This is a genomic window from Nocardia aobensis NBRC 100429 (genome assembly GCF_000308375.1).
Lineage (GTDB): Bacteria > Actinomycetota > Actinomycetes > Mycobacteriales > Mycobacteriaceae > Nocardia > Nocardia aobensis.
In genome coordinates, this window is sequence record NZ_BAFQ01000206.1 from 69,734 (window position 1) to 93,613 (window position 23,880).

A 23,880-nucleotide genomic window follows, 5' to 3' on the forward strand; every position below is an offset into this window, starting at 1 on the left:
GATACGAAGCACGCCCCCGGTCGGTTCACCGCCGCCGCATGCCATCTCGGAAAGACGGTCTTGTGTGTGCGTATACATCTACGTATAGTTGGGTCATGCCGAACAAGACCGTGTACGTCTCCGATGACGATCTCCCCCTGTTCCAGCGCGCACAGGAGCTGGTCGGCGGCAATCTGTCGGGTGCGATCGTGACGGCACTGCGCCGGTACATCGAACTGGAGGAGGGACGCCTGCAGGGATACGACGAAATCGTCCTGCGGGTCGGCCACAACGGCGCCCGGCAGGTGCGGTTCTCGGGCGCACTACTCACCGAGTCGAGTGATATGAGCGACGCGCGTTTCGAGCGGATCCGCGTATTCCGCACGCGCAAGGGCAAATACGTGCTGCACCGGCAGCGCTCCGAATGGAGCGAGTACCCCACCGATACGAACTGGCTGAAGGATCTGACCAATTGGCGGCGGATGCTCGGCGTCACCGATCCGGACTGGGGTGAATTCACCCTGGACATCTACGAGTCGCCGGCCGACCTGAAAGGCAGGGTTCCCGACAAGCTGTACGACCGCATCAGCGATCTGACCGAGCATCCGCAGATCGAGGATCTCGACATCTGATCGACCGCTTCGGGCCGACATGAATTCGGCTGCAAGACAATTCGATATCGACCCCCCTTGTCCGCCGGAAACCCGCGGACACGGCTCGGTCGACGCATGCATTCATCGCTATCTTTATATGAAAGGACGACCATGAGTTCACCGGCCATCTCGGTCACCGGCCTGCGCAAATCGTTCGCCGACCACGTGGTGCTCGACGGTATCGACCTCACCGTGCCCGAGGGCAGGATCTTCGCGCTGCTCGGTCCCAACGGCGCGGGCAAGACCACCACCGTCCACATCCTCGCCACCCTGACCCGGCCCGACGACGGCAGTCTGCGCGTCGGTGGCCACGATCCGGTCGCCGAACCCGATGCCGTCCGCACCGCCATCGGTGTGACCGGCCAGTTCTCGGCGGTCGACGAACTGCTCACCGGACGCGAGAACCTGCTGCTGATGGCGGATCTGCACCATCTGCCCCGCGGCGAGGGCCGGCGCGTCGCCGAGGACCTGCTGACCCGCTTCGACCTGCGCGACGCCGCCGACAAGGTCGCCGGAAGCTACTCCGGCGGTATGACGCGCCGGCTCGACCTGGCGATGACGCTGGTCGGCGAGCCGCGCATCATCTTCCTCGACGAACCCACGGTGGGCCTGGACCCACGCAGCCGGCGCGGAATGTGGGACATCATCCGCGAACTGGTCGCCGACGGCGTCACCATCTTCCTCACCACCCAGTACCTGGAGGAGGCCGACCAACTCGCGCACCGGATCGCGGTACTCGACCACGGCCGGATCGTCGCCGAGGGCACACCCGAACAACTGAAACGCCTGGTGCCGGGCGGACATATCCGCCTGACCTTCGGCGACGACGAACAACTGCGCAGCGCCGCCGGACTACTCGGCGGCACGACCACGGACTCGACGCTGGCGGTGCCCAGCGACGGCGGCGTCGCATCGCTGCGCGACGTGCTGGACCGGCTCGGCCGCGCCCATCTCGAGCCCGAGAGCCTCTCGGTGCACACACCCGATCTCGACGACGTCTTCCTCACCCTCACCGGCCACACCGCACCCGAGAAGGAAACCGCACGATGACCACGCACACCCTCGCCGACTCCCGCACCATGTTGCGCCGGAACCTGGTGCACGCCAAGCGATATCCCGGCATGACGATCAGCATGTTCGTCATGCCGCTGGTGATGCTGCTGATGTTCGATTACATCTTCGGCGGCGCGCTGGAGAAGGCCACCGGCGGCAGCTACATCGACTATCTGGTCCCCGGCATGATGCTCATCATCCCGGCCTATCTGGTGGTCGGCGTCGCGGTGGCGATCGCCTCGGATATGACCAAGGGCATCGTGAACCGGTTCCGGACCATGCCCATGGCACATTCCTCGATCCTCACCGGACAGGTCGCCGGAACCGTGATCCAGGGCGTGCTCGGCGTCGGGCTGATGGTCGCGGTCGCCGTGCTGATCGGCTTCCGGCCCGATGCCACGATCGTGGAGTGGCTGGCCGCCTTCGGCCTCATCATCCTGGTGATCTTCGGATTGGCCTGGCTCGGAGTGGGTTTCGGGCTGGCCGCCAAGACGCCGGAGGGCGCGAGCAACACCCCCACTCCGCTGATCTTCCTTCCCTTCCTCGGCAGCGGCCTGGCCCCCACCGACACGATGCCCGCCGGTGTCCGCCAGTTCGCGCAGTACCAGCCCTTCACACCCCTGACCGAAACCCTGCGCGGACTGCTCATGGGTACGGCCATCGGAGGTAACGGCGTCGCGGCGGTGGCCTGGTGCCTCGGTTTCGCGGCGGTCGGCTACCTGTGGTCGCGCTCGTTGTTCCGCCGTAAGACCAACTGAGCTACCACTCAGTGATTAACGGACATACCGGTCGAAACCGCATCGTCCGCGCGTGAGAACGTAAGACAGAGGCCGAACGGCCCGGGCCGGCACCATCCGGCCCGGGCCGGTGGCGCAGTCGACGACGACCGGAAGGAGTGCGTCCATGGCCGCCCTGGACGAGAAGCTGCAGGACATCTATGCCGAGGTACTGCAGCGCAACCCCGGCGAATCGGAGTTCCACCAGGCTGTTCGGGAAGTGCTGGACAGCCTCGGGCCGGTCGTCGCCAAACATCCCCAGTACGTCGACGCCGCGGTGATCCGGCGGTTGTGCGAACCGGAGCGGCAGATCATCTTCCGTGTCCCATGGGTCGACGACAGCGGGACGGTGCAGATCAATCGCGGTTTCCGGGTGGAGTTCAATTCGGCGCTCGGGCCCTACAAGGGCGGCCTGCGATTCCATCCGTCGGTCTATCTGGGCATCGTGAAATTCCTCGGCTTCGAGCAGATCTTCAAGAACTCGCTCACCGGAATGCCGATCGGCGGCGGCAAGGGCGGCTCGGATTTCGACCCCAAGGGGCGCTCGGATGCGGAGGTGATGCGCTTCTGCCAATCCTTCATGACCGAGCTGTACCGGCACATCGGCGAACACACCGATGTGCCGGCCGGTGACATCGGCGTCGGCGGGCGCGAGATCGGCTACCTGTTCGGCCAGTACAAACGCATCACCAACCGCTACGAATCCGGCGTGCTCACCGGTAAGGGGCTGAGCTGGGGCGGCTCGCAGGTCCGCCCCGAGGCGACCGGATACGGCACCGTCTTCTTCACCGAGCAGATTCTCGACCGGCGCGGCGACAGTTTCGAGGGCAAACGCGTGGTGATCTCCGGCTCCGGCAATGTCGCGATCTACGCCGTGGAGAAGGTGCACCAGCTGGGCGGCACCGTCGTCGCCTGTTCCGACTCCTCCGGTTACATCGTCGACGACAAGGGGATCGACCTCGAACTGCTCAAGGAGATCAAGCACGACCGCCGCGGCCGCATCCACGAATACCCCGATATCGCCCGCGGCTCGGCATATTTCGTGGACTCGGGCTCGATCTGGGCGGTGCCGTGCGATATCGCGCTGCCGTGTGCGACGCAGAACGAACTCAACGGCAGCGACGCCCGCCTGCTGATCGAGAACGGCTGCGCCATCGTCGCCGAGGGCGCCAACATGCCCTGCACCCCCGAGGCCTTCCGGCTGCTGATCGACGCGGGCGTGACCTTCGCACCGGGCAAGGCCGCCAATGCCGGTGGCGTGGCCACCAGCGCGCTCGAGATGCAGCAGAACGCTTCCCGCGATTCGTGGACCTTCGAGCACACCGAGCAACGCCTCGAAACGATCATGCGCGGCATCCACGACCGCTGCCTCGAGACCGCCGAGGAGTACGGCACCCCGGGCGATTACGTGGCCGGCGCGAACATCGCCGGTTTCACCCAGGTCGCCGACGCGATGCTGGCATTGGGCATCGTCTAGCCGCATCATCGGGATATGCCCCTTCCCGGACGCTTCCGGCCCAATCCGCCGCCGGCCATGGGTACCCGCAGCCGGGTGCTGCTGCGATTCCGGTGCGCGGGGCGGGATTTCCTGCTCCGGCAGACGATCGTCGAACCGGGCGGTGACAGCGGCTGGCACTATCACGACGGCACCCTGTTCGTCCTGGTCACCGGCAGTGCCCTGGACCACCCCGGAACCGACTGCGTACCGGTCACCTATCGCCCGGGCCGGATGTTCCGCGAGCCCGCCGGCGCCACTCACGCTCACACGGCCCGCAACCGCACTCGAAAACCCTTGCGGCTCACCGTGTTCTACGTCCTCCCGGCCGGCAGTCCGCTGTCCCGTCCGGTCCCCGGGCCGGAGTGCGACACAGACCGGCGGTAGGCGCCCGGCCGGGTCAGCTCACGAGTTCGTGCAGCAGGCCGGGGAATTCGGTGAGGTCGCGCAGGACGACATCGGCGCCGGCGGCCCGCAGCTCGGCCGCGTCACACGGACCGCTGGTCACGCCGACCGCATAGGCCGCCGCAGTGCGGGCGCCGCGCATATCGCCGATATGGTCGCCCACGTACACGCTCGCCTCGTGGTCGCGCAGCGCCTGGGCCTTCTGCTCGGCCCACAGGTCGCCGATCACCGCGTCGGCCGGGATGTCGAGGTGGGTCAGATGCAGTTTCGCGTTCGGCTCGTATTTGCCGGTGACCACGATCACGCGGCCGCCCAGCGCCCGCACCGCCGCGGCCGCGGCGCGGGCGCCGGGCAGTTCCACCGTGCCGGTGATCGCGTACTCCGGATACATCTCCCGATACAGATCGGCGACGGCCGCGACGCGGTCGGCGGGGAACCAGTTGGCCAGCTCGTGTTCCAGCGGCGGGCCGAGGCGGGTGACGACCAGATCGCTGTCGATCGGCGTGCCGGTGCGCCGCGACAATTCCCGATAGCAGGCGCGGATACCGGGACGGGAATCGATCAGCGTCATATCGAGGTCGAAGCCGACCGTGAGCGGTGCCGTCATACCGGACGGCGGGCGGATCACTCGGCCGGCTGGCAGGCGTCGCGCAGTGAGCACGCGCCGCAGGAGCTACCGCAGCCGCCCGCCTCGGCCGGGGCGAGGCCCGCGATGGCCTCGTTCGCCGCGTTCACACCGGCGCCCAGGGTGAACAGCGCCACGACCAGCGCTACCGCGGCGGCGGCCAAGCCCACCCATACGGTCGCGACCAGCGCGATCGCACCGGCGGCGGCGAGCAGCAGACCCGCACCGACCGAGGTGGGCCCGGCGACGCGGTTGGCCACGCGATACGCCTCTTCGGTGCGCAGGGCCTCTTCGGTGTGAACACCGAAGAAACGATTGGGTGGCAGGGTGCCGGTCAGCCCGAGCACGCCCGTGACCAGGGCCACGGCCGCAAGCAGAAACAGGAGGAGCGCGACCACGAACACCCGGAATACGGTACTCCGGTATCAAAACGTGGTGCCCGCGGGGCTCGCCGCCGCCACGAACGCCCCGCTCACCCCTTTTTGGGTGCTGACGTGCGCAGGCTCTACCCTGAGTGACGACGTTGTCCACAGACGTTCACCAGGGGAACTCGGCGACAAGAAGGCAGGACCGTGCAGGACACTCGTGCAACCGATACAGCCGGCGCATCGACCGGCCGGGGTGACGGGCCCGAAAGCAGCCTGCCCACGCTTCCCGGAACCGATGTGCCCGCACACCGCTACAACGCCGAACTGGCCGGTGCCCTGGAGAGCAAGTGGCAGCGGGTGTGGGCGGAGCGCGGCACCTTCCACGCGCCGAACCCGGTCGGCCCGCTGGCCGGCGAGACTCCGGCCGACAAGCTGTTCATCCAGGACATGTTTCCGTATCCGTCGGGTGCGGGCCTGCACGTCGGCCATCCGCTGGGCTATATCGCCACCGACGTGTTCGCGCGGTACCACCGCATGCACGGTCGCAACGTGCTGCACGCCCTGGGGTACGACGCCTTCGGCCTGCCCGCCGAGCAGTACGCGGTGCAGACCGGCGCGCATCCCCGGGTGACCACCGAATCCAATATCGCCACCATGCAGCGCCAGCTGGACCGGCTGGGCCTGGGCCACGACCGGCGCCGCTCGTTCGCCACCACCGACCCCGAGTTCTACAAGTGGACGCAGTGGATCTTCCTGCGCATCTACAACGCCTGGTACGACACCTCGGCGAACAAGGCCCGCCCGATCGCGGATCTGGTGGCCGCCTTCGCCGCCGGCGAGCGGCCCACCCCCGACGGTCGCGCGTGGGCCGAGTTGTCCCCCGCCGAACAGGGCGAGATCCTGGACTCGTATCGCCTGGTCTACCAATCGGATTCGATGGTCAACTGGTGCCCGGGACTGGGCACCGTGCTGGCCAACGAAGAAGTCACCGCCGACGGTCGCAGTGAGCGCGGCAATTTCCCGGTGTTCCGGAAACGCCTGCGACAGTGGATGATGCGCATCACCGCCTACTCCGACCGCCTGGTCGACGATCTGGACCTGCTGGACTGGCCGGACAACGTGAAGGCCATGCAGCGCAACTGGATCGGGCGTTCCCGGGGTGCCGAGGTCTCGTTCGGCGTGGCGCGAGCGACGGGCGCGGAGGAGGCAGCCGGCGTAACCACGGAGCGCCCCGGGAGCGCCACCGTCGATACCGCGAACGGGGAGAACATCGAGGTCTTCACGACCCGGCCCGACACGCTGTTCGGGGCGAGCTACGTGGTGCTGGCTCCCGAGCACGAACTGGTGGACCGGCTGGCCGCCGCGCAGTGGCCCGCGGACGTCGACACCCGGTGGACCTTCGACGCGCCCTCCCCTGCCGAAGCCGTCGCGGCCTACCGTAAGTCGATCGCCGCCAAATCCGATCTGGAGCGGCAGGAGAACAAGGAGAAGACCGGCGTCTTCCTGGGCGCCTACGCCACCAACCCGGTCAACGGCGCGCAGTTGCCGATCTTCATCGCCGACTATGTGCTGTCGGGCTACGGCACCGGCGCGATCATGGCGGTGCCCGGCCACGACCAGCGCGACTGGGAGTTCGCGCGGGCGTTCGGCCTGCCGATCGTGGAAGTAATCGCCGGGGGCGACATCTCGGAGTCGGCGTACTCGGGCGACGGCCTGCTGGTGAACTCCGACTACCTGAACGGGCTGGACGTCGAGACCGCCAAGGCCACCGTCGTCGAACGCCTGGAACGCGACGGCCACGGCAAGGGGACCATCCAGTACAAGCTGCGCGACTGGCTGTTCGCCCGCCAGCGCTACTGGGGCGAGCCGTTCCCGATCGTCTACGACGAGCAGGGCGCGGCCCATCCGCTGCCGGAATCGATGCTGCCGGTGGAACTTCCGGAGGTGCGCGACTTCGCGCCGGTCACCTTCGATCCCGACGACGCCGATTCCGAACCGTCGCCGCCGCTGGCCAAGGCGACCGATTGGGTGACCGTCGAACTGGATCTGGGCGACGGTCCGAAGACCTACCGCCGCGACACCAACGTGATGCCGCAGTGGGCCGGTAGCTCCTGGTACCAGCTGCGCTACACCGACCCGACCAACTCGGAGGCGTTCTGCGCGCCGGAGAACGAGCGCTACTGGCTGGGCCCGCGCCCGGCCGAACACGGTGCGAACGACCCCGGCGGCGTCGATCTGTACGTCGGCGGCGTGGAACACGCGGTGCTGCATCTGCTGTACGCGCGGTTCTGGCAGAAGGTGCTGTTCGACCTGGGCGAGGTGTCGGGTCCGGAGCCGTACCGGCGCCTGTTCAACCAGGGCTACATCCAGGCCTTCGCGTACACCGACGAGCGCGGAACCTACATTCCGGCCGCCGAGGTGGTGGAGCGGGACGGCAAGTTCTTCTGGACGAACACCTCCGGTGTGGAGATCGAGGTCTTCCAGGAGTACGGCAAGATCGGCAAATCGCTGAAGAACGCCATCTCCCCCGACGAGATGTGCGATCTGTACGGCGCGGACACCTTCCGGCTGTACGAGATGTCGATGGGCCCGCTGGACACCTCACGTCCCTGGGCGACCAAGGACGTCGTCGGCGCGCACCGCTTCCTGCAGCGGGTGTGGCGCCTGGTGGTCGACGAGGAGTCCGGGGCCGCGCGTGTCACCGACGCCGAGCCGGCCGATGCCACACTTCGCCTGCTGCACAAGACGATCGACGGTGTCGACGCCGACTACGCCGCCCTGCGCGACAACACCGCCGGCGCGAAGCTGATCGAGCTGACCAACCATCTGACCAAGCAGTACCCGCAGGGCGCCCCGCGCACCGTGGTGGAACCGCTGGTGCTGATGCTGGCCCCGATGGCCCCGCATATCGCCGAGGAACTGTGGGAACGCCTGGGGCACAGCACGGCGCTGGCGCACGGCCCCTTCCCGATCGCGGATCCCGCACTGCTGGTGGAGGATTCGGTCGAATATCCGATCCAGGTCAACGGCAAGGTCCGCAGCCGGGTCAGTGTACCGGCGGATGCCGATGCGAAGACGGTGGAGACGGCGGCGCTCGCCGACGAGAAGCTGCTGGAATTCCTGGCCGGCAAGACCCCGCGCAAGGTCATCGTCGTGCCCGGCAAGCTGGTGAACGTCGTCGCGTGACACGTTCCCGCGCTGGGGATTTCAGCGCGGCGACAACAGCACGTCGTCGAGGGTGACCATCGAGAGCCGGCGCTCGCGGATGATGTCGACCAACCGGCCGTAACAATGCGTGACGGCCGGATGGTTGGCATGGCCGATGACGATCGCCTGCGGGGTGGAGTACTTCGCGGCCTCCAGCCGATTCAGCGGGCGATCGGGCGCAGCACGATCTCGGTCGGGTGCCCGTCGCGAGGCGTCTCGACGGCATTGCGGACGGCACGGGCGACGGTCGCCGCGGTGAGAAATTCGTCCGGGTTGTAATCCCGCTCCTCGGAGGCGACGATCGCGCGCTGCATTTCGGTGTCGATGCGCCCCGGGTGGACGGAGGTGACGCGCAGGCTCGGTTCCTCCAGCCGCAGCGCGTCACCGAAGGCGCGCAGCCCGAATTTGCTCGCGGCGTATACGCCCCAGCCCGGGTTGGCACGCAGGCCGGCGCCCGAATTGATCAGCACCACATGGCCGCTCGCGGCGCGCAGCGCGGGAAGTAGCAGCCGGGTCAGCTCGGCGACGGCAATCAGATTGGCTTCCAGGGTGTTTCGCCACTGCTCGACCGACGATTCGGCGAGCGATCCCAGTTCGGCGACACCCGCGTTGTGCACCAGTACGTCCAGGCGGTCGATCGACGCCGTGGCGGCGGGCAGTGCGGCGTAATCGGTCAGATCGACCGGCCACGGTTCGGCATCGGGAAGTTCCGTCCGGATCGGCGCCAGCGATTCCGCCGAGCGCGCGCCCAGCAGCAGCCGGTGCGTTCCCGCCAGCTCCCGCGCGATCGCGGCCCCCAGGCCCCGGCTGGCGCCGGTGATCAAGGCGGTCGGTACATCCTGTGCGGCAGTGGATTCCGAAGTTGCGGCCATGTGCCCACCGTAGACCCCCCACCGCCCCGGCTGGGGCGGCGCTTGCCACGCACGGCACCGTCGCGGCGCTACGCACGGCACCGTCGCGGCGCTACGCACGGCACCGTCGCGGCGCTACGCACCGGGGAGGGACGTCCCGGACAATTGCACCGCCGCGAGCGGACATCTGTCGTCCATCGGTGGCGAGCCCCGGCCGATGGGTGTAATCCGGATTCGAACAACCGGCTCACAGCGGCGGGCGGGGACGAACACCGCGCATGACGAAGAACGAGGCGATGAGGGTGGACACTGCCGAACAGGTGACCGGGCCGGACCATGCCCCAGCAGCGGCCGGTGTGCGGCACGCGACGCCGGGGCGGCGCGCATATCTGAAGGTGACGTCGCAGAATAGGGAAATGAACGGTCCCGGCTTCACCCCCACCCAACTGGCTGCCCGGGCCTCCTATCTGCTCCGCGGCAACGATCTGGGGACCATGACCAGCGCGGCCCCGAAGCTCTATCCCCATATGTGGAGCTGGGACGCCGCCTTCGTCGCGGTCGGCTTGGCGCCGCTGAGTGTGGAGCGCGCCGTGGTCGAACTCGACACCCTGCTGTCGGCGCAGTGGCGCAACGGGATGATCCCGCACATCGTGTTCGCCAACGGGGTGGACGGCTATTTCCCGGGACCGAGCCGGTGGGAGTGTCGCCGGCTGGCCACGAACGCCCCCGCCGGTCCCGATACATCGGGCATCACCCAGCCGCCGGTGCACGCGATCGCGGTTCAGCGCATCCTCGACCATTCCCGGCGCCACGGCCGCACCACCCGGGCGGTTGCCGCGGAATTCCTGGATCGGCGCTGGGTCGATCTGATGCGGTGGCATCGCTGGCTGGCCCATGCCCGCGACCCCAAACAGCACGGCCGGATCACCCTGTATCACGGCTGGGAATCCGGAATGGACAATTCGCCGCGGTGGGATCGCGCCTACGCCAACGTGGTGGTCGGCGACCTGCCGCCGTATCGGCGGGCCGATATCGACGTGGTCGACCCGGCGCAGCGTCCCTCCGATCGCGAATACGACCGCTACCTGTGGCTTGTGGAACAAATGCGTCGTTGTGGATACGACGATTTTCAACTCGCCTCGACGATGAGCTTCGCTGTGGAGGATGTCTTCGTCACCGCCGTCTTCGCGCTGGCCTGCGAGGTGCTGGCGGGAATCGGGGAGGACTACCGCATGCCGCACGCCGACGTCCGCGAGCTCTACGAGTGGGCCGACTATTTCCGCGCCGGCGTGATCGCTACCGCCGACCCGCGCTCCGGCGCCGCGCGCGACTTCGACCTGCGCGCCGACGAGTGGATCGGCACCGAGACGCTGGCCATGTTCGCACCGCTGCTGTGCGGGGGGCTGCCGCGCGCCACCGAACGCAGCCTGCTGCGACTGTTCGAAGGTCCGCGCTTCTGCGGACACCCCGATCTGCGCTACGCGCTGCCGCCCTCGACCTCGCCGGTGTCGAAGGATTTCCGCCCCCGCGAATACTGGCGCGGGCCGGTCTGGCCGGTGATGAGCTGGCTGTTCTCCTGGGTCTTCGCCCGCCGCGGCTGGGCCGAACGGTCCTTCATGCTGCGTGCGGAAGGTTTGCGGCAGGCGGGCGACGGCAGCTTCGCGGAGTACTACGACCCGTTCACCGGGGACCCGCTGGGGAGCATGCAGCAGTCCTGGACGGCGGCCGCGGTCCTCGACTGGCTCGGATGAGTCACACGTAAACACTGGTCACAAGCGCCTCGGCTGCCTACTCTCGTAGCCATGTATCGACGCACCGTGGCTCGTCCGAAAGTCCGTCGCTTCACCGCAGCCCTGCCGCTGCTCGCCGTTGCCGGCATATTTTCGGCAACCGGTATCGCCTCCGCCGGACCCACCGGGCCGGATGTGTCGTCCTGGCAGCACATCGACGGCCGTCTGATCGATTGGTTCGCGGTCCGCGCCTCCGGGCACAACTTCGCCATGGTGAAGGCCACCGAGGGGCTGAACTACGTCAATCCCTATTTCGTCCCCGACAGCCTGCTCATGCGCGCGGCCGGGGTCGCGCGCGGCACCTATCACTACGCCCATCCGGATCTGCCGCCGGAACCGCAGGCCGCCCTCTATGCCGCGGTCGTCCTCGGCCAGAACGGCCCGCTGGACCTGCCGCCGGTTCTCGATATGGAGAATTCCGGCGGATTGCCCCCGGCGGCGCTGATCGACTGGACCCATCGCTATCTGACCACGGTGCAGGCGTTGACCGGCCGCGTGCCGATCATCTACACCTACCCGCGGTTCTGGCAGACGGCGATGGCCGATTCCGACCAGTTCCACCAATATCCGCTGTGGATCGCCGATTACCGCGGTAACGCCCAGCCCGAGGTGCCCGGCGGCTGGCCGGCGTGGACCTTCTGGCAGACCACCGATTCCGGCAGTGTGCCCGGTATCGCGGGCAATACCGACCTCAACGTCTACAGCGGAGCGCAGGGCAATTTCGCGCAGTTCGCCAATATGCCGTTCAGCGGCAGCAGTTCGGGCAGTTAGAGGATCTGGGACAGAAACTGTTGCAGGCGTGGGGTTTCCGGATCGTCGAAGAGGCGTTCCGGAGACCCCGACTCCACCACCTTGCCCTGGTCCATGAACACCACACTGTCGGAAACCGAACGGGCGAAACCCATTTCGTGGGTCACCACGATCATCGTCATACCGCCGGAAGCCAGATCCGCCATCAGTGAGAGCACGCCCTTGACCAGCTCCGGGTCCAGGGCCGAGGTCGCCTCGTCGAACAGCATGAGTTCCGGTTTCATCGCCAGCGCGCGGGCGATGGCGACGCGTTGCTGCTGACCACCGGACAGATTCGCGGGCCGGGTATCGGCGCGCGCCGCCAATCCGACCGCCTCGAGTTGTTCCAACGCCAGCGCCCGCGCCGCTTCCTTGCTCAGGCCGCGCAGTTTCCGCGGTCCGAGGGCCACGTTCTCGGCCACCGTCTTGTGCGGGAACAAATTGAAATGCTGAAAGACCATCCCGATGCGCTGCCGCAGCCGATCCGGATTCTCGCCCAGCACCGACACCCCGTCGATGAGAACATCGCCGGAATCGGGTTCGTGCAGACGGTTCAACACCCGCAACAGGGTGGATTTTCCCGAACCGGACGGGCCGATGACCGTGGTGGTGTGACCGGCCTCGACGTGGATGTCGACGCCGCGCAGCACCTGGTTGTTGCCGAGGGTCAGATGCAGATCCACCCCGGTCAGCGAGGAACTCGTGCCCACGCCGGCGCCCTTCCGGTCGCTCACGCCGTCGGCATTCTGGTCGCTCACGCCGTCGGCATTCTGGTCGCTCACGCCGTCGGCATTCTGGTCGCTCACGCTCCGCGTCCTTCCGTGATGACTGCCTGGTCGATTTCGTCGGCGGCGGCTTCGGCGCGGCCGGTGCGCAATCGGCGGTCGATGTAGTTCACCAGGTGGGTGAGCGGGATGGTGAGCAGCAGATAGACCAGGCCCGCCGCGACCAGCGGCGACAGATTTCCGGTCTGGGAATTCAGGTCGCGGCCGACGGCGAACAGTTCCCGCTGGGAGGCGAGCAGGCCGAGGAAGTAGATCAGCGAGGAATCCTTGATCAGCGCGATGAACTGGTTCATCAGCGCCGGCAGCACCCGCCGCACACCCTGCGGAATCACCACCAGCGTCATGGACTGCCGATAGCCGAATCCGATCGCGCGCGCGGCCTCCAACTGCCCCGGCTCCACCGATTGGATACCCGAGCGGAAGATCTCGCCGATATAGGCCGAGGCCAGCAGCGCCAGCGCGACGGCCCCCAGCCAGTACGGATTGTTCCCGGTGATCCCCTTGACGATCGGGCCGATGCCCAGGCCGATCAACAGGATGATCACCACCGCGGGCAAACCGCGGAAGATGTCGGTGTAGACCCGCGCGGGCCACCGCAACCAGCGGGTGCGCGAAATACCGGCCACCGCCAGCAGAATGCCGATCAGCGTGCCCAGCACCCCCGAAACCAGCGCCAGAATCAGCGTATTCGGCAAACCGGTCTTGAACAGATCGGGAAATGCCTTGCGGTACAACGACCAGTCGAAGAACGTTTCCTTCAGTTGCGTCAGCGTCGATTTCGGCGCGTTCTGCTGATCGCTGTGCTGATGTTCGGCCGCGATTTTCTCGAAGTCCGGAAGTTGCGGCATCGGCGCGGATTTGGAGCCCGGTTTCCAGCCCGGCGGCAGCGGGCGCGGCACCCAATCGGAGTAGAGCTTGGCGTAGGTCCCATCGGCGATCACCGCGTCGAGGCCGGAATTGAGCGCGTCGATCAGCGGCTGATTGTTCTTGCGGACCGCCCAGGCGGTGAAATTGTCCAGGCTGAAGGTGTTCTGCACGATCGAGGTGGGATCACCCGGTTTGATCGCACCGGTGGCCTGCTGGGACGGCGCGACCCAGGCATCGATCTGCCCGGTCTTCAGATTCGCGTAAGCGGTGTTGTAGTCGGGGAATTTCACCGCGTCCAGATGCAACGTGCCGCTGACGTATTCGTCCTGTACGGTGCCCTGCACCACGCCGATCCGCACGCCCGGTTTCAGATCCGAGAACCCCTGGATCGCACTGCCGTTGGGCACCACGAGCGAGAAGTAACCGAAGTCGTAGCCGTTGGTGAAACCGACCTGCTGCCGCCGCGCATCGGTGGTGGTGATGCTGGACGACCCCACGTCGAACCGGCCGGTGGCGACCAGCGAGAGCAGCGAGGCGAATTCGGTGCCGGAGAACTGCACCCGCAATCCGAGCTTCGCGGCGATCGCCTTCAGCAGTTCGTTGTCGAATCCGGTGAAGGTCCCCGACGGATTCACGCAGATACTCGGCGGCGCATCCGACAGCGTGCCCACGCTCAGCACACCGGGCTGGGACAAACCGAGCTTGGTGACATCGATCGAACTCAGCGGCGCGGTGGTCGCGGTGGTGTAGCGATCGGTGCCGGCCGTCGCACCGCTCGCCAGTTTCGTCGGCGCGGGGGAGGCGGCCGAGGGCCCGGGCGGTGCGCACAGGTTCGAGGCCTGCGACGAGCTGCCGCCGTCGGAACTGCAGGCGACGGCGAACAGCAGCATCATCGCCGCCATCAGCGCGATCAGCGCACGCGGGCGCGAGACGGGCAAACGGGCCATAGCCGAGAACCCTAGCGGGGCCGGCGGCGCGCCGAGGGCGGCGACGCGGGTCCACGGGCCGCCGCCCCTGCCACATCGCCCGGCGGAAATCGAATCCCGCTGATTCGATCAGGCGATACCGGCCACCGACTCCGGATTGAAGTTGTCCCGCCATGCGACGGCCTGCTCGACCACGCTCAGGTCGTAGTCGGGTCCGCCGGCGCCCACGGTGAACAGCGTCGCCCCGGCGCCCACCAGCCGCTCGGCCTGTTCGGCACCGGGCCAGGACACCGACCGCTCGATCCGGTTCGCGTCGGTGCCGACCTCGGCGCAGTGTTCGGCCAGGATCTTCGATTTGCGTTCCAGCGCTTCGATATCGGCGAAGCTGTGCCAGATGTCGGCGTATTCGGCCACCAGTCGCAACGTCTTTCGCTCACCACCGCCACCGATCAGAATCGGAATGTGGCGCGTCGGTTGCGGATTCAGCTTCGGCAGCCGGGCGTCGATGCGCGCGAGGTATTCCTTCAGCAACGCCAGACGTGTTCCGGGCGTGCCGAATTCGTAGCCGTATTGGTCGTAGTCCTTCTGGAACCAGCCGGCGCCGATGCCGAGGATCAGCCGGCCGCCGGAAATGTGGTCGACGGTGCGGGCCATATCGGCGAGCAGATCGGGATTGCGATATCCGCCGCCGGTCACCAGTGCGCCGAGTTCGACGCGTTCGGTCTGCTCGGCGATCGCACCGAGCATGGTCCAGCATTCGAAATGCGCGCCGTCGGGATCGCCGGTGAGCGGATAGAAGTGATCCCAGTTGAACACGATGTCGACGCCCGCATCCTCGGCCCGGCGCACCGCATCCCGGATCAACCCGTAATCGGGAGCATGTTGCGGCTGTAGCTGAACTCCGATGCGAACCGGTCGAGTCATCCGATGCTCCTTCGTCTCGTGAGCTGCTCTCGCGGCCGGTCAGCGGCCCTTGACGAGGCTACTCGCCCGCTGCACCCCGTGCGGGGCGCTGGGTTACTGTGGGGCGCGCACCGACCCCTCTACTCGGATCGTCCGGCACGTTCCTGCCGGTGAAGGGATTGATTCACCATGGCCACGGTCACCTTCGACCACGCCACCCGGCTCTACCCGGGTGGCACCAAACCCGCCGTCGACAAGTTGAATCTCGAGATCGCCGACGGCGAATTCCTGGTACTGGTCGGACCGTCCGGATGCGGCAAATCCACCTCGCTGCGCATGCTGGCCGGACTCGAGGAGGTCGACGACGGCCGCATCCTGATCGGCGACCGGGACGTCACCGACGCCGAACCCAAACAGCGCGATATCGCGATGGTGTTCCAGAACTACGCGCTCTACCCGCATATGACCGTCGCGGAGAACATGGGCTTCGCGCTGAAGATGGCCAAGGTCGGCAAGGCCGAGCGCAGCCAGCGCGTGCTGGAGGCGGCGAAACTGCTCGACCTGCAGGACTTCCTGGACCGCAAGCCGAAGGCGCTGTCCGGCGGTCAGCGGCAGCGTGTCGCGATGGGCCGCGCGATCGTACGCCAGCCGCAGGTGTTCCTGATGGACGAACCGCTGTCGAATCTGGACGCGAAACTGCGCGTGCAGACCCGCACGCAGATCGCCCAGTTGCAGCGCCGGCTCGGCACCACCACCGTCTACGTCACCCACGACCAGGTCGAGGCGATGACCATGGGCGACCGGGTGGCGGTGCTCAAGGACGGGCTGTTGCAGCAGTGCGCCTCGCCGCGGGATCTGTATCGGGATCCGGCGAATCTGTTCGTCGCGGGCTTCATGGGTTCACCGGCGATGAACCTGTTCACGCTGCCGGTGTCGGACGGTTCGGTCACCCTCGGCGGACATTCGATCGCGCTGCCGCGCGCGGTGGCCGATGCCGCGGGCGAGACCGTGGTGGTCGGTATCCGCCCGGAGCACTTCGATCTGGCCGGTGGTTCCGAGGGGATCGCCATGGAGATCGACGTGGTCGAGGAGCTGGGCTCCGACGCCTACATCTACGGCCGCACCCTGGGTGAGGCCGGCGGAGATCAGACCATCGTCGCCCGCGCCGACTGGCGCAATCCGCCGCAGAAGGGCGACAAGCTGACACTCACAACCGATGCGGAGCACACCTACTTCTTCGACCCGGCCGACGGTCGGCGACTGACCTAGTCGTCGAAACCGACTGCCCCCGAATACTTTCGGTATTCGGGGGCAGTTCGCGTTCAGCCGCGTGGCCGGCGCCAATCCTTGTTCACCCGGATCCGGATGTCCTCCAGTCCGACTTCGTCGCCTCCGGCGCCGCGCAGTTCCACCCGCACCGGTTCGCCGGTGGTGTCCTCGATCCGCTCGAGCGGCGGCACCCCGCCCTGCAGATATTTGTCACCCCACTGCCACAGCGCGAAGATCGCCGGGAGCAGATCCCGGCCCATCTCGGTGAGCACGTACTCGTTGCGGGTGCGCTTACCCTCTTCGCGATACGGCTGTTTGCGCAGCAGCCCGGCGTCGGTGAGTTTGCGCAGCGCGGCGGCCGCGGCGGCGTCGGTGATACCCACCCGCGCCGCGAAACCGTCGAAGCGGGTCGTCCCGTAGATGGATTCGCGCAGAATCAGCATCGCCGAGCGCGCGCCGACGATGTCGAGAGCCTTCACGATGGAACAGCCGTCCGGCTTCCACGAATTCAGGTCACGCAGGGGTCCTTCCAGTTTCACGGGCATGACGACGATCATACCAACTCTGACTTGTCATAACTAATGTCAGCTCCTAGGCTGACTTTAGGGCGACTAAGTCAGATTGTCGCAACGGCGCGATACCGGAGGAATCGCCATGAGAGACGCAGTGATCGTCGAGGCCGTACGCACCCCGATCGGGAAGGGCAAAGCCACCGGGGCGCTGCACGATCAGCATCCGGTCGACCTGTTCGCCCACAGCCTGCGCGAGGTCGTGCGGCGCAGCGGGATCGATCCGGTGCTGATCGACGATGTCATCGGCGGCGTGGTCACCCAGATCGGCGAGCAGTCGGTCAACGTCACCCGCCGCGCCGCGCTCGCGGCCGGCTACCCGGAGTCCGTTCCGGCCACCACGGTCGACCGGCAGTGCGGCAGCAGCCAGCAGGCCATCCACTTCGCCGCACAGGGCGTGCTGGCCGGGGCCTACGACATCGTCGTCGCCGGCGGTCTGGAGTCGATGAGCCGGGTGCCGATGGGGTCGAGCGTGGCCGGCGCGACCGATATCAACGGCGTGGCCTTCGCCGAACGGTATCCGGACGAGCTGGTACCGCAGGGAATCAGCGCGGAACTGATCGCGGCGCGCTGGAACATCTCGCGCACCGCCATGGACGAGTTCGCACTCGCCAGTCACGAGAAGGCCGCCGCCCCGACGAAGAACGGATCCTTCGAGGCACAACTCGCGCCGCTGGCCGGGTTGAGCACCGACGAGGGCATCCGGGTCGGCAGCACCCTGGAGACCCTGGCCGGGCTGCGGCCGGCCTACTACAGCGAGGCCTATGCCGCCCGGTTCCCCGAGATCGGCTGGAACGTGACCGCCGCCAACGCGAGTCAGATCAACGACGGCAGTGCCGCGGTATTGATCATGACCAGCGAGAAGGCCGCGCAACTGGGCCTGCGGCCGCTGGCCCGGCTGCACAGTTTCGCGGTCGCGGGCGACGATCCGCTGCTGATGCTCACCGCGGTGATCCCGGCGACCCGAAAGGTGTTGCAGCGCTCCGGCCTGTCGCTCGCCGATATCGATCTGTTCGAGGTCAACGAGGCCTTCGCCTCGGTGGTCCTGGCCTGGGCCGCCGATACCGGGGCCGATCTGTCCCGGGTGAACGTCAACGGCGGCGCGATCGCGCTGGGGCATCCGCTCGGCGCCTCCGGTGCGCGGCTGGCGACCACGCTGGTCCACGCGCTGCACGAACGCGGCGCCCGCTTCGGGCTGCAAACCATGTGCGAGGCAGGCGGTTTGGCGAACGCGACCATCTACGAGCGGCTGTGATCGTCGGACCGGCACCACGATCAGCGCCACCGCGAAACCGAGGAGCCACGCCTCGGCGAGCAGCGGCAGGGTGAGCAACGCGTAACACCAGGCCGGGCGGCGCTCCCGCAACGCCCGCAGGGTCCACCGCCCGGCCGTCAGCAGCGCGCCCACCAGGGCCAGGAAAACCGCGGCGTAGGCCGGCGTCGGATGACTGCGCCCCGGACGAGTGCGCTGCTGCGCCATATCGCGGACCCCGAGCCGCGGTGGTTAGGCTGGCTCGGGTGAGCGATCTGGATCCGGCGTCGGCGCTGGTGTACGCGATTCCGCTGCGAACTCGCTTCCGCGGCATCACCGTCCGCGAAGGATTGCTGCTCGAAGGCCCGCGCGGCTGGGGTGAGTTCTGCCCGTTCGTCGAGTACGACGATCGGGAGGCCGCGAACTGGCTGGCCACCACCGTCGAGCAGATCGAGGACGGGTGGCCGGAACCGGTCCGGGATCGTATTCCGGTCAACTGCACGGTCCCCGCGGTCGGGCCCGAGCGCGCGTATGCCATCGTCGCCGAATCCGGTTGCCGCACAGCGAAGGTCAAGATCGCCGATCATCCCGAATCGCTCGCCGAGGATATCGAGCGGGTGGCGGCCGTGCGCGATGCGCTGGGCCGCGACGGCGCCGTCCGGGTCGACGCCAACGCGGTCTGGGACGTGGACACGGCGGTCGCGAACCTGCGGCAGATCGACCGTGCCGCACAGGGTTTGGAGTACGCCGAGCAACCGTGCCGGACGATCGAGGAACTGGCGGCGGTCCGGCGGCGGATCGACATTCCCATCGCCGCGGACGAATCCATCCGGCGCGCCGAGGATCCGCTGCGGGTCGCGGTGGCGGGAGCGGCCGATATCGCCGTCCTCAAATGCACGCCGCTCGGCGGGGTGCGGCGGGCGCTGCGGGTGGCGCAGGCCGCGGGGCTGCCGTGCGTGATCTCCTCGGCCCTGGAGACGAGCGTCGGACTGTCGGCGCAGCTCGCGCTGGCCGGTGCGCTGCCGGAACTCGACCACGCCTGCGGGCTGGGCACCGTGAACCTGTTCACCGGCGATGTGGTCGCGGATTCGCTGCGCCCGGTCGACGGATATCTGAGCGTTCCGCGCACCCCGCCGGCCCCGGATCCCGCTCTGCTGGAACGCTTCCGCCACCCCGATCCGGAGCGCACGGCGTGGTGGCGGAGCCGGTTGGAGCGGGTACTGCGGCTGCTGGACTGATCACGGCGTCTCGAGCCTCGACAGGGCCGGGGAGAGGGTTTTCCCACCCGCCGGTCTGTGATTAGCTGATCGTGTGCCATCGGCAGTTCTCACGTGCTCGAACACACGATAGGAGTTCCGCAATGCCCACTCGTGATTCTGCGTGGCCGCAGGGTACGCCCTGCTGGGTCGACTGTTCGGTCGATGATCCGCGGGCCGCCCGCGACTTCTACTCCGGTTTGCTGGGCTGGGAGATCATGGACAGCCCGCCCGAGGCCGGGGGATATCTGATGGCGATGCTGGGCGGTAAACCGGCAGCCGGAATCGGCCCCAAGATGGGCGAGGCGCCGATGCCCTCGGTGTGGACCACCTACCTCGCCGCCGACGACGTCGACGCGGTCGCCGAGGCCATCGGCGCGGCCGGGGGAACCGTCTTCGTCCCACCCTTCGACGTCATGGACGTGGGCCGCATGTGCGTGGCCTCCGATCCCACCGGCGGGATTTTCGGCGTCTGGCAGGCCAAGGCCCACACCGGCGCCGGTATCTACAACGAACCCGGCTCCTACTGCTGGAACGAACTGCACACCGGCGACTACGCCACCGCCCAGGAGTTCTACCGCCGCGTCTTCGGCTGGACCTTCGACGAAATCGGCGACGGCGAGAACTTCGTCTATTCGACCTTCTCCCCGCCCGGGGCGGACGTCGCCGGCGGTGTGATGGACGCGGGCAACGCACCCGGCGACAACCCGCCCTACTGGCTCACCTGGTTCCAGGTCGCGGGCACGGACGAAAAACTCTCTCGCGCAACCGAACTCGGCGCCACGGTGCTGATGGGCCCCGACGACACCCCGTTCGGTCGCTCGGCCGTCGTCCAGGCTCCCCAGGGCGAGATCTTCGGCCTCATCGACCCGACGGTGCGGGCGGAGACGCCGGGACAGTAGGGCTCGGCATGCCCCGGGTCGTCCGCAACGGCCCGGGGCGCACCTGTTCCGGCCGGCAACCGCGGGTCACGCCGGAGCCGGCGAACCGTGCCTCGCGTTCGTCACGGGGGTTCAGCCCACGCGAGCGCCACAGTCGTGCAGGGTGGCGCGCAGGAGAAGGGCGGCTTCGGGGCCGATGACACCGTCGACCAGCTCGAGGTATCGGGTACAGAACTCGGGGCCGTGCGGGGCGAGGTCGGCCCCGGGCGGCTCCAGGTGGTGGGCGAGTTCGTGCAGGATGACCAATTCACGCAGGGCCCAAGCGGTTCCGCCGGTATGCAACGGGACGGCCAGCACGGCGCGGCCGGTCTCGTAGTGCGCCGCCGCGGTGCCCGCACGGGCCCGCACGGCCAGCGGCGTGCCCGCTCGCACCCACTGCGCGCGTACCCAATTCAGGGCCAGCACCCGGTCCACATAACTCTGGACCGACTCGACCGAAGCGAACTTCCGCTCGATCGGCAGCGTGAGCTGCGAACCGTGCAAGTCGACCGTGCGAGCCCCGAACTCGGCGGCTCGTTCGAACATCCGCCGCACCAGGCCCTCGGCGTCGTAGACCCGGCTACGCTGCGAATCCCGTTGCGTCACAGTGCTTTCCCGCAGACAACGAACGACGTGTACTTCACGAAGGCACCGCATCGCGCCATTCGCGCGCGGCTCATGCCCCGGGCGCTTCGAGTCGTCCTCGCCCGGAGGGCAGTTCGGCCGACAGGCCCAGGCGCGCGGTGCGACCGGCGCGGTCGCCCGCCCGGCGCGCGGCCGGTGAGTACCCGGTGGATTCCTGTGGCCCGCGCCAGGTACCGCGGGCTTCGGAGGTGCGGGCGTAGTAATCGGTCAGTTCGAGGTCCTTGTTGCGCAGCGCCAGGGCGGTACCCGCGGATTCGGCGGCGGTCGTACCCGCGCCCACCGCCTCGGCCTCCACATCCGCCTTCACCTGTGCGAGCCGGCGGCCGATCCGGTCGGCGAACGCCATCTGGAAATTCAGCCGAGCCGTCACGGCTGCGACCGGGGCCTGAATGCGACGCTGCACCGTGCGACCCCAGCGCGTCTCCACCACGATCTTCTCCACCGTCGCCGATCTGTAGGCGCCGGATTTGATGTAGTGGTCGGACGCGCGCACCATCTGCACCAGCAGGCTCGTGTACAGCGCCTCGCACGTCGCGATATCGGTATCGAAGCCGTAGGCGTAGACCTGCGTGGATGTGCGGGTCACATCGCAGCGCACGTCGTTGGCCGCGGCGATCGCCACGAACAACTGCACATACGTGCGCAGCCCCTTCTTGCCCGCCGCACCGATCGCGACGACCTTCTGCATCGGCGTCGGGCGGCGTTCGCGACCGGCGATATGGGCGCGCGCCACCGCCAGGTCGATCGACGAACGGGTCGCCAGGCGCTGGGCGGCCGCCATGAACGCCTCGGCCTCGTGCTCGTTGTCGGTCGACTCGGCCTGACGCAACAGCCCACCGATCCGGGTGAGCAACTTGTCCTGAGGCATCTGGGTCGACATCGAGCGCCAGGATACGAGAACCCACCGACATCGCCACACCATCGGGCGGGGCGGAGGCGGCAGCTTGCGTAACCACGGAGGGCGGTGCGGACGCCGAGTCCCATCCGGCAGCCGAACAATGTATCTTGCCTTGTGCAACCGGCGCAGTGTGCGGGCGCTCACGCATGGCACCTGTGTTCGTTACGACCCTGGAGTATCGATGGCTTTGAACAAGGCGTCCTCGAACAAGGCGCGCAAGGTTCACGCGCGCGCCGCGTCACGACGCTCGTCCCTCGTGTCCCGCGCCGCACTGGCCACCGCCTCGGTGGCGCTGCTGACCGCCGGGTTGACGAGCGCCTGTTCGAGCGGCGACGGCAGCAACCCGACCGGCCAGAACCTGGGCGGCCGCGGCCCGATCACCTATGTCGAGGGTAAGGACACCACCGAGACGGGTGCGGTCAAGCAACTCATCGACCGGTGGAACGCCGCCCATCCGAACGAGCAGGTGACGTTCAAGGAGCAATCGAACGACGCCTCGCAGCAGTACGACGATCTGGCCCAGCACATGCGGGCCAAGCAGTCCGACTACGACGTGATGGCGCTGGACGTGCCGTGGACCGCGGAATTCGCGGCCAAGGGCTGGATCCAGCCGCTGAAGGACTCCTTCGCCCTCGACACCTCCACGCTGCTCTCGCCGACCGTCGCCAGCGCGACCTACCAGGGCACTCTCTACGCCGCGCCGCGCAACACCAACGGCGGCCTGCTGTACTACCGCAAGGATCTGGTCCCGAACCCGCCGAAGACCTGGCCGGAGCTGCTGGCCGACTGCAATATCGCGCATGATCACGGAATCGGTTGCTACGCAGGGCAGTTCGCGCCCTACGAAGGTCTGACCGTGAACGCGGCCGAGGTGATCAACGCCTACGGCGGCTCGTTCGTCGGCCCGGACGGCAAGACCGCGACCGTGAACTCCCCGCAGTCGCGCGCCGGCCTGCAGGTGCTCACCGACGCCTACAAGAACGGCGACATCCCCAAGGAGGCCATCTCCTACAAGGAGCCGGAGAGCCAGAACGCCTTCGCCTCGGGCAAGCTGCTGTTCCTGCGCACCTGGCCGAACTTCTACGGTGTGGCCCAGGCCGACTCCTCCGCCGTGAAGGGCAACTTCGGCGTCTCCCCGCTGCCCGGCAAGGACGGCATCGGCGCCTCCACGCTCGGTGGTTACAACGCCGCCATCAGCGCCTACTCCAAGCACAAGGCCACCGCGCTGGACTTCCTGCGCTTCCTGATCAGCGAGGACGCCCAGCGGATCGTCGCCGAGGGCGCGTTCCCGTCGGTCCGGTCGTCGATGTACGACGATCCGGCGCTGATCGCGAAGTTCCCGTACCTGCCCGCGCTGAAGGATTCGATCGCCAGCGCCGTGCCGCGCCCGGTCACCCCCTTCTACCCGGCGGTGTCGAAGGCCATCCAGGACAACGCATATGCTGCGTTGACCGGTAAGAAATCAGTCGATGACGCGATCGTCGGCATGCAGAAGGGCATCGAAGCCGCCGGCTCCTGACCCTGTCCGCAGTCTGCCCCGTAGGAGAGTTGAACGTGTCGAGTCCTTCGGGTGCGACCGATCTCGCGCCACCCGACGAT

Annotated in this window: 22 protein-coding genes and 1 pseudogene; 13 read left to right on the top strand and 10 right to left on the bottom strand. The window is 67.7% G+C overall.

What is annotated here, in order from left to right:
- Positions 1-95 precede the first annotated feature (95 nt).
- From RJ03_RS26490 to RJ03_RS26510, 5 genes are all read left to right on the top strand, one after another.
- Positions 96-611, top strand: coding sequence for an EXLDI protein (locus RJ03_RS26490; protein ID WP_036506985.1), 516 nt, complete (start codon positions 96-98; stop codon positions 609-611).
- 132 nt (positions 612-743) lie between these two features.
- Complete coding sequence (locus RJ03_RS26495) at positions 744-1,682, top strand: daunorubicin resistance protein DrrA family ABC transporter ATP-binding protein (RefSeq protein ID WP_036506987.1); 939 nt, start codon at positions 744-746, stop codon at positions 1,680-1,682.
- Positions 1,679-2,443: an ABC transporter permease gene (locus RJ03_RS26500; protein ID WP_036506990.1), complete on the top strand. Its 765-nt coding sequence runs from the start codon at positions 1,679-1,681 to the stop codon at positions 2,441-2,443. The genes RJ03_RS26495 and RJ03_RS26500 overlap by 4 nt, the downstream gene beginning before the upstream one ends.
- Before the next feature lie 145 nt (positions 2,444-2,588).
- Positions 2,589-3,938 (top strand): NADP-specific glutamate dehydrogenase, encoded by a 1,350-nt coding sequence (gene gdhA / locus RJ03_RS26505; RefSeq protein WP_036506994.1) that lies wholly within the window; start codon positions 2,589-2,591, stop codon positions 3,936-3,938.
- A 15-nt stretch (positions 3,939-3,953) separates the two neighbouring features.
- Positions 3,954-4,343 (top strand): cupin domain-containing protein, encoded by a 390-nt coding sequence (locus RJ03_RS26510; RefSeq protein ID WP_036506997.1) that lies wholly within the window; start codon positions 3,954-3,956, stop codon positions 4,341-4,343.
- Between the two features lie 13 nt (positions 4,344-4,356).
- On the opposite strand, the gene RJ03_RS26515 is transcribed toward RJ03_RS26510, so the two are convergent.
- Both RJ03_RS26515 and RJ03_RS26520 read right to left on the bottom strand, forming a co-directional pair.
- Positions 4,357-4,968 carry an HAD family hydrolase gene (locus tag RJ03_RS26515; protein ID WP_036507000.1) on the bottom strand — a complete coding sequence of 204 codons (612 nt, stop codon included), beginning with the start codon at positions 4,966-4,968 and terminating at the stop codon, positions 4,357-4,359.
- Positions 4,969-4,985: 17 nt separating this feature from the next.
- Positions 4,986-5,390 carry an SdpI family protein gene (locus RJ03_RS26520; RefSeq protein ID WP_036507003.1) on the bottom strand — a complete coding sequence of 135 codons (405 nt, stop codon included), beginning with the start codon at positions 5,388-5,390 and terminating at the stop codon, positions 4,986-4,988.
- Between the two features lie 237 nt (positions 5,391-5,627).
- Here RJ03_RS26520 and leuS point away from each other — a divergent pair, with 237 nt between their 5' ends.
- Positions 5,628-8,540: a leucine--tRNA ligase gene (leuS, locus tag RJ03_RS26525; protein ID WP_036507109.1), complete on the top strand. Its 2,913-nt coding sequence runs from the start codon at positions 5,628-5,630 to the stop codon at positions 8,538-8,540.
- Positions 8,541-8,561: 21 nt separating this feature from the next.
- Here leuS and RJ03_RS38525 read toward each other — a convergent pair.
- Positions 8,562-8,711 (bottom strand): annotated as a pseudogene (locus RJ03_RS38525) (polysaccharide deacetylase family protein); the annotation flags it as partial.
- An 11-nt stretch (positions 8,712-8,722) separates the two neighbouring features.
- On the bottom strand, positions 8,723-9,433 hold the full coding sequence (locus RJ03_RS26530) for an SDR family oxidoreductase (protein ID WP_051025281.1): 711 nt from the start codon (positions 9,431-9,433) through the stop codon (positions 8,723-8,725).
- A 395-nt stretch (positions 9,434-9,828) separates the two neighbouring features.
- Between RJ03_RS26530 and ggh the strand changes: the two genes are divergently transcribed.
- Positions 9,829-11,163: a glucosylglycerate hydrolase gene (gene ggh, locus RJ03_RS26535; RefSeq protein WP_036507112.1), complete on the top strand. Its 1,335-nt coding sequence runs from the start codon at positions 9,829-9,831 to the stop codon at positions 11,161-11,163.
- 51 nt (positions 11,164-11,214) lie between these two features.
- The gene (locus RJ03_RS26540; RefSeq protein ID WP_036507005.1) at positions 11,215-11,973 is read left to right on the top strand and encodes a glycoside hydrolase family 25 protein; all 759 of its coding nucleotides are present in this window, start codon (positions 11,215-11,217) and stop codon (positions 11,971-11,973) included.
- On the opposite strand, the gene RJ03_RS26545 is transcribed toward RJ03_RS26540, so the two are convergent.
- The 3 genes from RJ03_RS26545 to RJ03_RS26555 form a co-directional block, all read right to left on the bottom strand.
- Entirely contained in the window at positions 11,970-12,701 is a 732-nt protein-coding gene (locus RJ03_RS26545) for an amino acid ABC transporter ATP-binding protein (RefSeq protein WP_036507117.1), read from the bottom strand. The genes RJ03_RS26540 and RJ03_RS26545 overlap by 4 nt on opposite strands.
- 92 nt (positions 12,702-12,793) lie before the next feature.
- A complete protein-coding gene (locus RJ03_RS26550) occupies positions 12,794-14,590 on the bottom strand; it encodes an ABC transporter substrate-binding protein/permease (RefSeq protein WP_036507007.1) in 1,797 nt (598 codons plus the stop codon).
- 108 nt (positions 14,591-14,698) lie between these two features.
- Positions 14,699-15,493 (bottom strand): LLM class F420-dependent oxidoreductase, encoded by a 795-nt coding sequence (locus RJ03_RS26555; RefSeq protein ID WP_036507009.1) that lies wholly within the window; start codon positions 15,491-15,493, stop codon positions 14,699-14,701.
- A 168-nt stretch (positions 15,494-15,661) separates the two neighbouring features.
- On the opposite strand from RJ03_RS26555, the gene RJ03_RS26560 reads away from it, so the two are divergent.
- Entirely contained in the window at positions 15,662-16,741 is a 1,080-nt protein-coding gene (locus tag RJ03_RS26560) for an ABC transporter ATP-binding protein (RefSeq protein ID WP_036507012.1), read from the top strand.
- A 53-nt stretch (positions 16,742-16,794) separates the two neighbouring features.
- Here RJ03_RS26560 and RJ03_RS26565 read toward each other — a convergent pair whose 3' ends face one another.
- Entirely contained in the window at positions 16,795-17,286 is a 492-nt protein-coding gene (locus tag RJ03_RS26565; protein WP_036507119.1) for a winged helix-turn-helix transcriptional regulator, read from the bottom strand.
- Between the two features lie 109 nt (positions 17,287-17,395).
- Between RJ03_RS26565 and RJ03_RS26570 the strand changes: the two genes are divergently transcribed.
- From RJ03_RS26570 to RJ03_RS26580, 3 genes are all read left to right on the top strand, one after another.
- On the top strand, positions 17,396-18,565 hold the full coding sequence (locus RJ03_RS26570; RefSeq protein WP_036507014.1) for a thiolase family protein: 1,170 nt from the start codon (positions 17,396-17,398) through the stop codon (positions 18,563-18,565).
- A 263-nt stretch (positions 18,566-18,828) separates the two neighbouring features.
- The gene (locus RJ03_RS26575; RefSeq protein ID WP_174372351.1) at positions 18,829-19,800 is read left to right on the top strand and encodes an o-succinylbenzoate synthase; all 972 of its coding nucleotides are present in this window, start codon (positions 18,829-18,831) and stop codon (positions 19,798-19,800) included.
- Positions 19,801-19,922: 122 nt separating this feature from the next.
- Positions 19,923-20,720: a VOC family protein gene (locus RJ03_RS26580; RefSeq protein WP_036507016.1), complete on the top strand. Its 798-nt coding sequence runs from the start codon at positions 19,923-19,925 to the stop codon at positions 20,718-20,720.
- Between the two features lie 111 nt (positions 20,721-20,831).
- Here the strand turns inward: RJ03_RS26580 and RJ03_RS26585 are convergent, their stop codons facing one another.
- Positions 20,832-21,344 (bottom strand): TIGR04338 family metallohydrolase, encoded by a 513-nt coding sequence (locus RJ03_RS26585; protein ID WP_036507018.1) that lies wholly within the window; start codon positions 21,342-21,344, stop codon positions 20,832-20,834.
- 70 nt (positions 21,345-21,414) lie between these two features.
- On the bottom strand, positions 21,415-22,251 hold the full coding sequence (locus RJ03_RS26590; RefSeq protein ID WP_036507121.1) for a DUF2786 domain-containing protein: 837 nt from the start codon (positions 22,249-22,251) through the stop codon (positions 21,415-21,417).
- Between the two features lie 286 nt (positions 22,252-22,537).
- Between RJ03_RS26590 and RJ03_RS26595 the strand changes: the two genes are divergently transcribed.
- Positions 22,538-23,800: an ABC transporter substrate-binding protein gene (locus RJ03_RS26595; RefSeq protein ID WP_036507123.1), complete on the top strand. Its 1,263-nt coding sequence runs from the start codon at positions 22,538-22,540 to the stop codon at positions 23,798-23,800.
- Positions 23,801-23,880: the final 80 nt, after the last annotated feature.